The organism is Candidatus Paceibacterota bacterium, assembly GCA_035583355.1.
Taxonomy (GTDB): Bacteria; Patescibacteriota; Minisyncoccia; order Phycocordibacterales; family UBA6899; genus JAJZQJ01.
Genome location: DATEZQ010000001.1, coordinates 99,424 through 113,312, shown reverse-complemented (window position 1 = coordinate 113,312; position 13,889 = coordinate 99,424). Strand labels below are relative to the sequence as shown.

Annotated in this window: 13 protein-coding genes and 1 tRNA gene; 6 read left to right on the top strand and 8 right to left on the bottom strand. The window is 46.3% G+C overall.

Annotation, left to right across the window (positions count from 1 at the left end; all coding sequences use genetic code 11):
* Nucleotides 1–192 precede the first annotated feature (192 nt).
* Nucleotides 193–618: a septal ring lytic transglycosylase RlpA family protein gene (locus tag VJ579_00610; protein HXK37558.1), complete on the bottom strand. Its 426-nt coding sequence runs from the start codon at nt 616–618 to the stop codon at nt 193–195.
* A 114-nt stretch (nt 619–732) separates the two neighbouring features.
* Here VJ579_00610 and VJ579_00605 point away from each other — a divergent pair, with 114 nt between their 5' ends.
* The 3 genes from VJ579_00605 (at nt 733) to VJ579_00595 (ending at nt 2,646) form a co-directional block, all read left to right on the top strand.
* Nucleotides 733–1,188 (top strand): SET domain-containing protein, encoded by a 456-nt coding sequence (locus VJ579_00605; protein HXK37557.1) that lies wholly within the window; start codon nt 733–735, stop codon nt 1,186–1,188.
* 2 nt (nt 1,189–1,190) lie between these two features.
* Nucleotides 1,191–2,012: a hypothetical protein gene (locus VJ579_00600; protein ID HXK37556.1), complete on the top strand. Its 822-nt coding sequence runs from the start codon at nt 1,191–1,193 to the stop codon at nt 2,010–2,012.
* A 142-nt stretch (nt 2,013–2,154) separates the two neighbouring features.
* On the top strand, nt 2,155–2,646 hold the full coding sequence (locus tag VJ579_00595) for a Fur family transcriptional regulator (protein ID HXK37555.1): 492 nt from the start codon (nt 2,155–2,157) through the stop codon (nt 2,644–2,646).
* Nucleotides 2,647–2,685: 39 nt separating this feature from the next.
* On the opposite strand, the gene VJ579_00590 is transcribed toward VJ579_00595, so the two are convergent.
* Together VJ579_00590 and leuS are read right to left on the bottom strand one after the other, a co-directional pair.
* Nucleotides 2,686–3,726 (bottom strand): sigma factor-like helix-turn-helix DNA-binding protein, encoded by a 1,041-nt coding sequence (locus VJ579_00590; protein HXK37554.1) that lies wholly within the window; start codon nt 3,724–3,726, stop codon nt 2,686–2,688.
* A 272-nt stretch (nt 3,727–3,998) separates the two neighbouring features.
* Nucleotides 3,999–6,488: a leucine--tRNA ligase gene (gene leuS, locus VJ579_00585; GenBank protein ID HXK37553.1), complete on the bottom strand. Its 2,490-nt coding sequence runs from the start codon at nt 6,486–6,488 to the stop codon at nt 3,999–4,001.
* 156 nt (nt 6,489–6,644) lie between these two features.
* Between leuS and VJ579_00580 the strand changes: the two genes are divergently transcribed.
* Entirely contained in the window at nt 6,645–6,932 is a 288-nt protein-coding gene (locus tag VJ579_00580) for a hypothetical protein (protein ID HXK37552.1), read from the top strand.
* Between the two features lie 32 nt (nt 6,933–6,964).
* On the opposite strand, the gene VJ579_00575 is transcribed toward VJ579_00580, so the two are convergent.
* Nucleotides 6,965–7,162 carry a hypothetical protein gene (locus tag VJ579_00575; GenBank protein HXK37551.1) on the bottom strand — a complete coding sequence of 66 codons (198 nt, stop codon included), beginning with the start codon at nt 7,160–7,162 and terminating at the stop codon, nt 6,965–6,967.
* A gap of 141 nt (nt 7,163–7,303) precedes the next feature.
* Here VJ579_00575 and VJ579_00570 point away from each other — a divergent pair, with 141 nt between their 5' ends.
* Nucleotides 7,304–7,483, top strand: coding sequence for a hypothetical protein (locus VJ579_00570; protein HXK37550.1), 180 nt, complete (start codon nt 7,304–7,306; stop codon nt 7,481–7,483).
* A gap of 539 nt (nt 7,484–8,022) precedes the next feature.
* Here the strand turns inward: VJ579_00570 and VJ579_00565 are convergent.
* From VJ579_00565 to VJ579_00555, 3 genes are all read right to left on the bottom strand, one after another.
* Nucleotides 8,023–8,095, bottom strand: a tRNA-Ala gene (locus tag VJ579_00565).
* 133 nt (nt 8,096–8,228) lie between these two features.
* The gene (locus VJ579_00560; GenBank protein HXK37549.1) at nt 8,229–9,197 is read right to left on the bottom strand and encodes a D-alanine--D-alanine ligase; all 969 of its coding nucleotides are present in this window, start codon (nt 9,195–9,197) and stop codon (nt 8,229–8,231) included.
* 80 nt (nt 9,198–9,277) lie between these two features.
* Complete coding sequence (locus VJ579_00555) at nt 9,278–10,513, bottom strand: GIY-YIG nuclease family protein (GenBank protein ID HXK37548.1); 1,236 nt, start codon at nt 10,511–10,513, stop codon at nt 9,278–9,280.
* Between the two features lie 167 nt (nt 10,514–10,680).
* Between VJ579_00555 and VJ579_00550 the strand changes: the two genes are divergently transcribed.
* Nucleotides 10,681–11,049, top strand: a complete 369-nt coding sequence (locus tag VJ579_00550) for a hypothetical protein (protein ID HXK37547.1) — start codon at nt 10,681–10,683, stop codon at nt 11,047–11,049.
* 191 nt (nt 11,050–11,240) lie between these two features.
* Here the strand turns inward: VJ579_00550 and uvrA are convergent, their stop codons facing one another.
* Nucleotides 11,241–13,847: an excinuclease ABC subunit UvrA gene (gene uvrA / locus VJ579_00545; protein HXK37546.1), complete on the bottom strand. Its 2,607-nt coding sequence runs from the start codon at nt 13,845–13,847 to the stop codon at nt 11,241–11,243.
* Nucleotides 13,848–13,889 lie beyond the last annotated feature (42 nt).

Sequence of the window (13,889 nt, the reverse complement as noted above, 5' to 3'; positions counted from 1 at the left end):
TGTGCAACTTCACGAATGAAGATTGCGGAGTACATTACGCGTCCCATAAACCCCCAAACTGCTGAATGCAGAACGCGTTGCGTGGAGTACTGATGAGATAAGTCTATAGTAACATGATAAGAAGTATATGTCAAAGAATCAAGTGGTTCGGCGTTTTTTGAGACTAAAAAAGTGAGGGCACATGTTGCACCCTCACTGACGAACTCGCGCGTCTGCGGTTCGATAGATTTCGATCATACCATGTCCGCTACTAACGAGACCGAGCCGGTTCATGGCGGTATAAGAAAGATCAATTATGCGACCTCGAACGAATGGGCCACGATCAGCAACTTCGCAAACGATTACTCTGTTGTTTGCGGGGTTACGAACACAAATGACTTCACCTATAGGAAGCGTCTTGTGTGCCACCATGAAGTGATATGTATTAAACGTCTTTCCGCCCGCAGTTGTCTTGCCATGGAAGCCAGGTCCATACCAGGAGGCCTCTCCCTTCTCATAGAGATAGAAATCAGTCTGCTTTCCTGGAATGTAGACTTGATTACTTCTTCGCGGTCCGCCTGCAGAGAGCAGCGAACAGAGCATCATGACGAGCATTGCGATCTTGCTTTCCCCTAGCATGTGAACCTCCTTTCGATGAGCAGTTCGTTTGTAATAATAACACACTATATAGCATTGTCAATAGCACTATCCCCTTTCAAGTTCCTGGGAATTCAGTACGATAAGAAGCACTGTATGATTATAGAAACACGCACCGACCCGCACGCTGCATATAAGTTGAAAGTAAAACGCTCTGCCGCCGGCCTCGGACTCTTCGCAGCCGAAGCAATCCCCAAGGGAGTAAAAATTATTGAATATATTGGAATCGTTCGCTCATCCTCAGATGAAGACGCCAATAAATATATATTCAACGTGAGCAGCAAGGTAGACATCGACGGAAGCCCTCGCTACAATACTGCACGCTATGCGAATCACTCCTGTGCACCGAACGCAGAAAGCGATATCAAGAAAGGTCACGTATGGATCACTTCAACAAAGCCTATTGCTCTTGGCGAGGAAATCACTTACGATTATGGTAAGGAGTACTTCAATGTGCACATCAAGCCTTTTGGTTGCCGATGCACAAAATGCACTGCTCGGCGGGCTAAGGCAAGAATGCAAGAAAGCGAAGTAACTGCTTCATCACACTAAATATGAACCCACGCGCGCTCATTGCCATTCTCCTACTCTCAGGACTTACCTATGCAGGGTATGATTTTTGGCAGCAGCGCAAGCAAGACGAAGAAGCGAACAGAGTAGTTACCCCACTCTCTTCAGCGCTCGGAAAAGAAGTTCCACTTATTACGATTGAACGTATGCACCGAGATGACCCTTCTGGTCCAACGGTGCTCGATTATGATACTCCAAAGGTAAAGATTCTCAGCGATCATACCGCTGCGGATCGAGCGAATGCATATATCGCACGTTTTGTTGAAGACGCAGTGGGTCGTTTCTCCTCTGAGCTTAAGCGTGGTACGGTCACTGCATCTACAAGCGCTTCCATGATCAATACATTCACAATGAATGCAAAGGTCTTACTTACAACACCGCGCATCATAACCATCGCGTTCACCGAGAGCACGATGCTTGCGCAAATTCCACATCCACAAAAATTCGTGCGCTATATTACTTTTGACCTGATGCATGCAAAAGTTATAGAGTCTAAAGACTTATTCATTGGTACAGATACAATGACTCGCATTGCTACTCAGATATCAAAACTTGAAAGTGCAAAAGCACTTTCCCCTACTCAAATCAACCAATCATTGTTGCGTGATGATCAGCACGCACTTAACAAAAATGGTTTATTGATTAGTGTCGATACGGAGGAAGATCCGACCACAAGAACGCGCACCTCTGTTGAATTTGTACTCCCGTTCTCTTCAGTCAATCAATACATCAATCCTGATATTCGTAATGCAATACTCACTGAGCAGGACAATATCCGTATGGCAGAACCGGAGACGGGCTCGTAATATTTCACAAAACCGCATGTACTAGCCATAGATTGCGGTTTTTCTCTATACAGGATGACACTATATGTTCATATAGTCACTATCCACAGATTGTCCACAATTGTGATATTGTTGTTATTGCAACTTACTATACAATTTATGTATGCAAACAACAAAACATCAGCCAGGCGAAACCAAATCAATGTCTCAAGTCATTCGTGAGACGGGCCTCAAGGCAACTGGCGCCCGAGGAAAAGTACTTCGCGTACTTACGGATGCAAAGAAACCACTTCGTGTGAAGGACATATTCGAGCGCGTACAAATGACTGACGAAGACATGAATATGGTCACCATCTACCGCACTATTGAAACTTTCGTAAAGAAAGGCATTGTACATCGCGATGACTTCGGTGAGGATGCAGCGTATTATGAACTACATGATGACAAAAGACATCATCATTACATTACCTGCACCGGATGCAAGCGTCACGATGACATAGAAGGTTGTTTCTACGAAGGATTTGAGCCAGAGCTTAGGGCACAAGTCCCCCACTACGACAGCATCACCTATCATACCGTGGAATACTTTGGCCTCTGTAGTGCATGCAAAGAGCGAGAGGATTATCAAAAAAGCATCATCGATAATAAGCGCTAAGAAAAAGACCCACGAGATGGGTCTTTTTCGTTTGATTGCTTACGCAACGCATTCGTACTTACCTTCCTTATTCTTGCGGAAGAAGCGTACATTTTGAAGATTGACTACAACGGTGTTTTCCTTAACGTAACGCTCACGCATGACGCGCTCGACGATTTCATCTCGCTGGAGTGCACCATGTTTCTGGAGCAAGTCGCGAATGACGTCACGAACAATACCTGTTGAGTAACCCCATTCAGAGAGTGCATAGAGACCGCGACCAACGAGCACGAAACGCTTATCCTTGATGAGCTCATTGTGTGTCGTTGCAATATGTGCTTCACGGCGGAAACTCTGTTCGATGGCATTTGCAACCTCACGGAAGTGCATTGGTGAACCATGCTTACGTAATACGAGGAATGCGTAATCACGAATACCACGTGCAGATACGTTTGGAGACTGTGAGCGACCCCACTCACCAAGAGGGTTCTTTGAGAGTCGGCGTGAAAGATTTAGCCAGCGGCGATAGATCTCTTCGCGTGCATATTCTGCATTAACGTCACGAAGATGTGACAAAAAGCGATCGATCAACTTCGACTCCTCAACGAGGTCATCGTTTCCGAGGGAAGCATAGAGTTTTTGGAGGGAATCATGAACACGCTCAGCAAGATCTTTGTCTACCGTCCAGCTGTGCTCAAAGTCATCTGACTCCTTGTGCTTGATGAAGAGATCGCCGACGACAAGAAGAAAATGAATGTGCTGCTGCGTAACGTGGTCTGTAGAGATTGCGTTGAGAAAATCGCGCTCATGGACGATGCCGCCAAGGGCGACCATCGCATCACGAAGCTCATTAAATGCAGGAAGGAGCTCCCTGTAGGTAGGAGACTTACGGATTGCAGCAAGTGCGGTGTTCTCAATCTGACGCACACGCTCGCGTGTGATGCCATAAAGGTCACCTATGGCCTCGAGTGTCATACGTGTAGGATCTGCTCCGAGTCCATAACGACGAATCAGGACATCCTGATTGCGATCATTAGGCACAGAAAGAAGCTGTCGTACGACTGCTTTCGGCTTAAATGTAATGTTAACTGTGGTAGACATAAAGAAAAACTAACACAAATAAAACAGTATTGACATATTCCCTCCAATACGTGTTATGCCTATTTCTATCATATATGGCCAAGTTGTCAAGTAGAATGGCTTTAATACGTCTTCTCTACCCAGAAGAGGCTGATTTTGCCAAATTATCCTATAAAATATGGCTCAAAATGTACCAAACACTTCATTGAAATATTGTGTGTTAGACAAAAACGCCTCCCCATGGAAGCGTTTTTTGATTACCCATGAAAAGGGCTCCGAGGATTCATATGTGTTTAGCCAACAACAATATTGATGATCTTATTCGGAACGACGATGATCTTCTTTACCTGCTGACTGCCTACCCACTTCTTAACCGCATCGCGTTCAAGTGCAAGCTTCTCAATTGTCTCCTTAGAAGAATCTCTTTCCACATGGAACGTATCACGGAGTTTACCTGCAATCTGCACCGCAATTGGAACTGTATTCGTTTCAGTCTTTGCAGCATCGAATATTGGCCACTGCTGAAGGTGAATAGACTCCGACTCCCCAAAAAGAGACCAGATCTCTTCTGTTATATGCGGAGCAAATGGAGACAGAAGCAACAATAGAGCACGATAAGATCGCAGAGGAATAGCGGGCAGCTTCTCAAGCCCATTGATGCAAATCATTAATTGAGAAATTGCTGTATTGAATTTGAAAGCCTCAATGTCCGCACCAACTTTTGCAATGGTTTGATTCATGAGCACTTCCGTTGCTCCATCCTCCTCAATATCGCCGACACGATCCGCGAGCTTCCAGACACGTTCAATAAATCTTCGAGCACCCACCATATTATCAGTTGACCAAGCGATTGGCTGATCGAACGGACCCATGAACATCTCGTATAATCTCAAAGAATCGGCACCAAACGTCTCAATGACATCATCTGGGTTTATGACATTTCCGTAACGCTTCGACATCTTCCGTCCATCTGATGCCATGATGAGCCCGACATTCTGCAAGCGAGCAAAAGGCTCAGGCTTCGATACTACACCAGCGTCAAACAAGACCTTATGCCAAAATCGAGCATAAATAAGGTGTCGTGTCGCGTGCTCCGCACCTCCCACATAGACATCCACTGGCGACCAATAGTGCTCACGCTTAGGATCAATGAGCGCATCATTATTTTTTGGGTCAATATATCGAAGGTAATACCACGAAGAGCCAGCCCACTGTGGCATCGTATTGGTCTCACGTCTAAACTCCTGCACGGTGACACCTTCTGGTGCAGGATGCTCTTTTGTTACAAGCTTGAATGTACCCTTTTCAGTGACATAACCCTCCACGTTTACCCATTCTGAAATATTTGCAAGTGGAGATTCACCAGTACCCGTCGGCTCATAAAACTCAACCTCGGGAAGTACTACGGGGAGATCTGTCATGTCGACAGGATATGCAACATCCGTTCCTTTCTGGAAAACAAGCGGTATAGGCTCTCCCCAGTAACGCTGACGCGCAAACACCCAATCCTTGAGGCGATACTGTGTTTTCGGCTCACCCTTTGCTGCTGCAATAATACCAGGAATTGCATCACGATTTGGCATACCATCAAAATCACCAGAGTTCACCAAGTGACCATCATCCTCAAATGCATGATCGAGTACAGGACAAGTTGGTGATGGGTAGACAGGGCACACCACCATCTTCATGGGAATATCATATTGCTTTGCAAAATCGAAATCACGTTCGTCGTGGGCAGGAACGCCCATAACTGCACCTGTTCCATAATTACCAAGCACGTAATTCGCAATCCAAAGTGGAATCTTTGCTCCAGTTATCGGATGAATCACATAGTACCCAGTGAACACACCCTTCTTCTCAGCAACTTCCCCATAAACGGCTCTCGATTCATCGGCAATGATTTGATTCGCGAATTGCTTCAGTTCAGCATTAGCCTCAAACACCTCTTCCGCAAAGTACTTCAGCGCAAGCTTTGCACTGATAGCAATATAGGTGACTCCGAAAAGAGTATCAGGTCTTGTTGTAAATACAGAGATAGGAGGGGTATGAGCAGGAGCAGCGGCATGCTCAAAATGGAGCATTGCGCCCACACTCTTCCCTATCCAATTACGCTGACTCTCTTTGATTGAAGTCGGCCACTCAAGCGTATCAAGGTCACTAAGCATGCGATCAGCATAGTCAGTAATTCGAAGTACCCACTGACGAATAGGCTTCTGTTCAACTTTCGTTCCACAGCGTTCACACTTATCTCCATCAAGATCTTCATTCGCTAGGCCAGTGAGACATGAAGGACACCAATTGATTGGTTCATTCGATTGATATGCAAGTCCACGCTCAAAGAGTTTCAGGAAAATCCACTGAGTCCACTTGTAGTAAGATGGATCGGTAGTGTTGATCTCTCGTTCCCAATCATAATTAAAACCAATTTTTTCAAGTTGCTCCTTAAATCGCGCACAATTCTTTGCCACAGCTACACTTGGGTGAACCTTGTTCTTGAGCGCAAATTGTTCAGCAGGAAGACCAAACGCATCCCATCCCATTGGATGAAGGATATTAAAACCACGCATTCGTTTAAAGCGCGTATATACGTCTGTGGCGATATACCCTTTCGGATGACCTACATGCAATCCATCTCCTGATGGATAGGGAAACATGTCCAGCACATAGCACTTTGGCTTTGCGGGATCCTCTTGGGTGCGGTTGAGTGCCATCTCGCCCCATTTCTTCTGCCACTTCTGCTCCACATTCTTGTGCTCATAACGCTCAAATCTTCCTTTATTCATATATGTAATATACACGAAAAGAAAGAAAGCGAAAAGCAAGCCCAAAACACTGTTTTTCACTCAACAGCATGTGCCATAGACCACACCTGCAGATTTTCCACATTCAATACACAAGTATTTGTAACTTACTGAAAAGAAGTATGCTATAATTCCTCCATGCCAAAAGCAACGGACAACGCCAGCTTCACCCGTGATGAAATCGCGCTTTTCCTCGATTGTCCTCGTTGCTTCTATCTTGCACATAAGCATAATGTTCTGCGCCCAATACACTGCCTTACAGTTGACCTACCGCCTGAGGCTGCGCGCATAAAAAAACAAGCCCTCTACGATGGTATGGAGCGCGTACTCAATGCGGGTCCTCCCCTTCAAAGCACGCACTGCACTTATTGCAACTACAGACAACGTGTTCGAGAAACTGGAGTCGAGAATGATCTCAGCGGATAACAAAATACCCACTACATCTGTAGTGGGTATTTCTATATTCCGCTGAGTGCGCTTGCGAAAATAAAGCCAGAGATAGTGAATATAACGAGCGCAATGATGATAAGTATGAGATTTGCTATCTTCTCATTAGGCACGCCAACTTTCTTTATAAGAAAACCAACTAGCCCAGTTGGTCCAGAGTACGCAGTTAGCTTTGTTGGAGTCTCTTCGAATGAAAAATTATCTGTCATAATTACACGGTTGCTTTATCCTTCATATGTCCATATTCTAACACATATATTTGAAAGAATTTAGAGTTATGCACACACTATACACAAGTTTTGCACATGCAAGCGTTTACAATAGTGAATATACGTTGTTATACTTGATTTATGGCCAACGAGCGACCATATTGTGAGTGTGCGTTCTGCACATCCATCGAAACCCTCGCACATGAGCTTGCGCTTGAAAAGGCGCAGGAAGGTAAGCACCCATGCATGCGTTGCGGGCGAGAATGGACTAACCCAGAACACTGCTATTGCGGCGTCCTCGAGGAGGAGCTCGCTTATTAAGTTTTCGGTTTTCAGAAAACTGGGTCAATATAATTCCAAGAGGTCGCCCTCTTTAATTTATATTGATCTTCTTAGTAAGAAGTCGGATAGAGGTACATTTGCGAAAATGTGTTGTACGAAATAAAGACAGACGCTTGCGTCTGTTTTTATATTAGGAGAAATGCAAAATACAAGAATGCAGAGGACCCAACAGGATTTGGTCACGAGTCACAAATACAATAAGGTGCTTCGCTCGTAACCAGAGAGACCCAACAGGATTTGCCCCTCTGTCACCGGAAATGCAAATTCAAATACAAAAGAAAGAATGGAGGACCCAACAGGATTTGGTCACAAGTTACTAAGCAAATGCGGAGCTTCGCTCCTTATTTGCTAAGTACTCGCGACCCCGACTCGCCGACCGTGCGCGCGGCTGGATTTATCACGGCCTTTGGCCGGATAAAATCAGCGCCGGGCGACGGTGCCCGGCTCCGTCTTTCAAATCCTGTTGGGTCTCACAGAGGTAAAAGAAAAAAGAGCTTGCGCTCTTTTTTCTACCTCTGTGGACCCAACAGGATTTGAACCTGCGACCTTCGCATTGCAAATGCGCTGCTCTACCAACTGAGCTATGGGCCCGTGTGGAGATAAATATACATGATTGAAAAATTTTTGCAAGTGGGGATAGCACCATACTTTTTAGTTCCTCCACCCTCCCCCTCCCTTTTGCTCCATACATATTTTATACAAAAAACACACTGGAAGTGTGTTTTTATTTCCCTCGAAGGGCTAACTCTATCACATGCTCTAAGAACTCAGACATCGATACATTACTTGCTTCAAGTGCCTTTGGAAGCAATGACCCCTCAGTAAGTCCCGGTAAGGTGTTAATCTCAAGTATGTATACTTCCGTCGGAGTCACGATGAAATCGGAGCGAGAATAATGCCGTGCTCCTATTGCTCTATGAGCGAGCGAAGCAGCATCACGTAGTTGTGTCATCATTCCAATAGTGAAATTTCCTGGGCATATTTCTTCTGAGCTGCCATCATACTTAGCGTCAAAGTCGAAGAGCTCCTTTGATGCATGTGGCTTAATCTCGATTGGATAAAGTACAAAATGTTCTCCATCTCCCGTATCGACAACTGCACATGTTCCTTCTTTTCCTTCAATATATTCTTCAACAAGCACATCGCCGTATTTTGCAGCTGCATCCATAGCGATCACAAGATCGGTTTCATTACGTACAATACGCGTCGCTACCGAAGAACCACCGGTCACAGGCTTAACGATGAGCGGAAAGCCCATGTCTGTCCCAAGATGATACGCAACACCAGGCATTTCTGCATCACGGGGCACCACTTCACCTCGTGCGACCTTGAGCCCCGCTGCAGTGAAACGCTCTTTTGCAAGCCCTTTGTGCATTCCAATCGCAGATGCAAGCGCATCAGATCCTGTATACGGAATACCGAACGACTGAAAAAGCTGCTGTGCCTTTCCATCTTCACCAAACTCTCCATGCATTGCATTGAAAATAACGTCAGAGTGTTGCGCGATATCAGCAAAAGTAGAACGCACTCCATTGATATACCACACGCCATCACGTGTCAAAACGACATCATGAGGCTGATATTTTTCCCTATCAAGGTGTCGCAAAACAGACTCACCAGTTTTCAGCGAAACACTATATTCTGCGGAAGGACCTCCGCGCACAACGGCGACACGTTTGCGGTGCATAGACATACCTACATACTATCACATCCATAGAGGGGCGCTATGAACATATGCACAGAGGTTACTGAAGTTTTCATAAGAAAAGCTCCCTAAGGGAGCTTTTCTCGGAGTTCTCTGTGGTAGTTCACTGCGAAGCGATGTGCCTCCATATTTACAAGCACAATTGACGGTCGATATGACTCTGCAAGCGTGCGATTACCAATGATTGCTTTCGCTTTATGTCTATCATCCTTCACCAATGCAACGACGGGTACATCGACATGTAAGCGCTCGAGCACCCTACGCGCACGCAAGAGATGCGCACGGCCACCATCAACAACAATGACATCGGGTATCTGCCATTCCTTATGCGCGAAGCGTCTCCTTAATACTTCTTCTAGACGCTTAAAATCATCTATGACTCCTTCCTCTTCTCTGATCTTAAACTTACGATACTGTGATTTTTCTGGCCTACCATCATGCACTACAGTCATCACACCGACAGTATATGTTCCGAAAAGATGTGCAATATCGTACCCCTCGATACGAAAGGCGCGCTCACGTATTTTAGCAGAGCGCTGTGAAGCGAGTCTTGTCTCATCAGTAATAAGCGCAACGTCGTTAATGTGAGTGAGGGCGAAAAGTACCCGCTTACATTCTGCCGCTTCTTCAAAAGCCATTGCTTTTGCAGCCTTTTTCATTTGCTGCTCAAGCTGAGTGATAAGCTTTTCTCTCTTACCTCCAAAGAAAAGCATGAGCTCTGCGACGAGCTTTCCATAGTCCTTGCTCGAGATAGAACCATCGCACACACCGGGACACAAGCCAAGCTGCTTATGGAAACATGGCTTACCTTGATGTGGCGTGCACTTATCACGAAATGGGATTATCCGCCTGACGAGCGATAGTAGTGTGCGTACTGTTGCACCACTTGGGAATGGCCCATAAACTTGTTTGTATTGACCTTCTTCTTCATCACCCATTGCCATCGTACGTTCGCGTAATGCGAGCACTCGTGGATAATCCTCATTTGTAATGACGATATAGGTAAAACTCCTATTATCCTTCTCTCGAGTATTATATGGTGGCTGAATTTCCTTTATCAATGCCGCCTCCTTAATGAGCGCATCAAGTACCGTTGGGGCATCTTCTGAGACTATTCGGGCCGCACGGGTAACCATATCAACAATAAAGCGTCCGCGTGTCTTGATAAGATCATCATCAAAATAACTACGCACTCTTTGGCGCAGGTTTGTCGCTTTACCCACATAAAGTACATTATCCTCGGCATCGAGAAATCGATACACACCGGGGTTCGTGGACAGTTCTGTGGCTTTAAAATCAGCCAATTTCACCTCTTGACGATAACATGACCGAGTGGTAGTTTGCAAGCAGATGCAATAGATTGGCGCCATGATACTGTACTTCGGTATAGTGTCAAAAGCAAAAAGCCAACCTATACCAAGCACACTCATTGGTGACCACCAATACCCAACCTTTACACAAGGAGGCCACCATGCCTATCCAACCTGAACTTAACGAAGCAGACCCTCGAAGCACGCTCCCTATGGGGGGACAAGAACAGCGGTGGATTTCGCTCTTCACTCAGCTCCTCAGCAATCAAGGCCTTGGCCTTGATGACCCAAGCATTTCCCCGCTTGACCTGCTGATCCGCTGTACTGATCACTTCGTATTCACTCTGGCTCGCTACAAGCGGAACTACAGAGACCCGAAAGGTGAAATTGTCAGCCACAACCAAATCTTCCGTGTGCTTATTACCGCATACCGAGATCCGGTCTCGCGACTGTCAGAACTATGCAAGAAGGAACACTTCTTCACCAATTTCCACCAGTCACTGATTCGCTCTCGCTACACGCTCGAATAATAAAATGCCCCACAGGATGTGGGGCATTTATATTATTCTCCTGATTCCGGCTCGCTGAGCCCAGCTCACAGAGTCCAGCTTACGCTGTAAGTTGGGCGCAGGAGCGCCTTGACGATGGCTGTTGCGAGACAATAGTTAGCTCAATATGACCCACTGTTCAGCAGCAAGCTCGCTGCGCGAAAAAAATTCAACTACTTTTTCTTTGATTTTGTTTTGTGTCCGCGATTAAGTACCTTTGCGAGATACTGACCCGTTGCAGAATTAGTATTCGCAGCAACATCCTCAGGGGTACCTTTTGCAACGATGCGCCCACCACCAACCCCACCTTCGGGACCGAAATCGATAAGCCAATCTGCTGACTTGATGACATCAAGATTGTGCTCAATCAAGAGGACGCTATTCCCCTTCTTGACCAGTGCCTGAAGAATCTCGATGAGCTTGCGCACGTCATCAAAATGCAATCCAACCGTTGGCTCATCAAGCATGTAGAGTGTGCGATCTTGATGTGGACGGTAGAGCTCTGCGGCAATTTTCACGCGCTGTGCCTCTCCACCCGAAAGCGTCGTCGCAGACTGACCCAGTTTGAGATACCCAAGGCCCACCTCCTCGAGTGTGCGTAAGCGGTCATGAATAGCAGGAATATCATTGAAGAATATCGTTGCCTCCTCTATAGTCATTTCGAGTATGTCATAGATGGTCTTCTTTCGGAATTTCACCTCAAGTGTCTCCTTCATGAAGCGCTTACCCTGACAGACCTCACAGAGCACGTATACCGTAGGCAAGAAGTGCATTTCCACTGCGATCTGTCCATTGCCCTCACAAGCTTCACAGCGTCCTCCACGCACATTGAATGAGAATCGCGAAGACTTCCATCCGCGTACTTTCGCTTCTTCGGTCTCCGCGAAGAGATCACGGATGAACGTCCAGGAGCCGGTATAGGTTGCAGGGTTACTGCGTGGTGTACGTCCGATTGCAGTTTGGTCGATCAAAACGACGCGGTTGATGTATTCAGTACCCGAGAATACCGATGCATTCACTGGTTTGTTTGACTTCTTATGCCTATCGAATGAGTGTTCGAGATTCTTGTGAATGACTTCATACAAGAACGTCGACTTTCCCGATCCCGAGACACCGGTAATACACACGAGACGGCCGAGCGGCACCTCTGCGGTAAGGTTCTTGATCGTGAAGATTGATGCGCCTTGGACCACAAGCTTCCCCATCTCCACATCGCGACGCTTCTCAGGTACTTCGATGACCTTATCCCTACGTAAGTAGTCGAGTGTCAATGACTGCTGCTTTGGGTCCGTAAGGACATCATCCAAATATCCACATGTCATCACATTTCCACCATGAACACCTGCACCAGGTCCAATATCGACGATATAGTCAGAGGCAAAGATCGTATCTTCATCATGCTCAACGACGATGATGGTATTTCCGATATCACAAAGGTCACGAAGTGTCTTCACGAGCTTGTCATTATCGCGCTGATGGAGGCCAATCGTTGGCTCATCAAGCACGTACAGTGCACCCACCAAACGCGAACCAAGCTGTGATGCAAGTCGTATGCGCTGTGCCTCACCCCCAGAGAGCGTGTTTGCACGGCGGCCGAGCGTCAGGTAGCCAATACCAACATCACGCATAAAGGTGAGTCTCGTAGTGATTTCCTTTGTAACAACGCCAGAAACCTGTTGTTCAAATGGAGAAAGCTCGAGGAGTGCGAAATACTCGAAAGCGTCATCAACAGAGAAGTCTGTAATGTCCACAATATTCTTATCTCCGATACGCACATGGAGTGCTTCCTCTCGCAAGCGAGCACCATTACAAGTTTCACAGACCTCTTCGCCAAACAAATACTTTGTCCCAAGACCATTACATGTAGCACAAGCACCTGCAGGTGAATTGAATGAGAACAGACGAGGCTCAATCTCTGGATATGAAAATCCATCATCTGGACATGCAAACTTAGCAGAGAGCAACACCTCCTCATCACCAACTATCAATTTTACTAACCCGTCTGCTTCTTCAAGAGCCCTCTCTACCGCCTCAGAAAGACGCTCACGCACTCCACGCTCATCATCCTTGAATTCTGAAGCATAAAACTCATCGACAAGGAGGTCGATATCGTGGACTTTCGTCTTCGTGAGTGTGATGCGCTCACGGAGACTCTTCGTCTCACCGTCAACGCGCACTTTTGCGTAACCCTTCCCAAGGTAGTCATAAAGCATCTGATAGTACTCCCCTTTGCGACCTCGCACTACTGGAGCATAAATACCGATCTTTGCATCCGTGAGCTCAACACCCATAACCTCACGCTTTCCCGAGTTTGCAATGAGCTCATCGGCACGCTGAAATGCAAAAGCGAGGATTTCCTCATTCGTCAAACGCTTGATTGGCTTCCCACAGAGCAAACAATGCGGCACTCCAATGCGCGCAAAAAGCACACGGAGATAATCGTTAATCTCGGTGATTGTTGCCACAGTAGAACGAGGATTCGAGGAGTGAGACTTTTGATCGATAGAAATAGCCGGTGAAAGTCCGGTAATCTCATCCACATCTGGTTTCTGCATTGTGTGTAAAAACTGTCTTGCATATGCGGAGAGTGACTCAACATAACGGCGCTGTCCTTCGGCGAAGATCGTATCAAAAGCCAAAGATGATTTTCCTGAACCAGAAAGACCCGTAAACACAATCATGTTGTTTCGGGGTATGGTGAGTGAAATATTCTTCAAATTATGTGTACGAGCTCCACGGATGACAATATCCTCTTGCGCCTTAACTTTCCCTTTCGTCATCCCCTCAGATTACCACAAGAGCACAAGAAAGTGTATAGCATC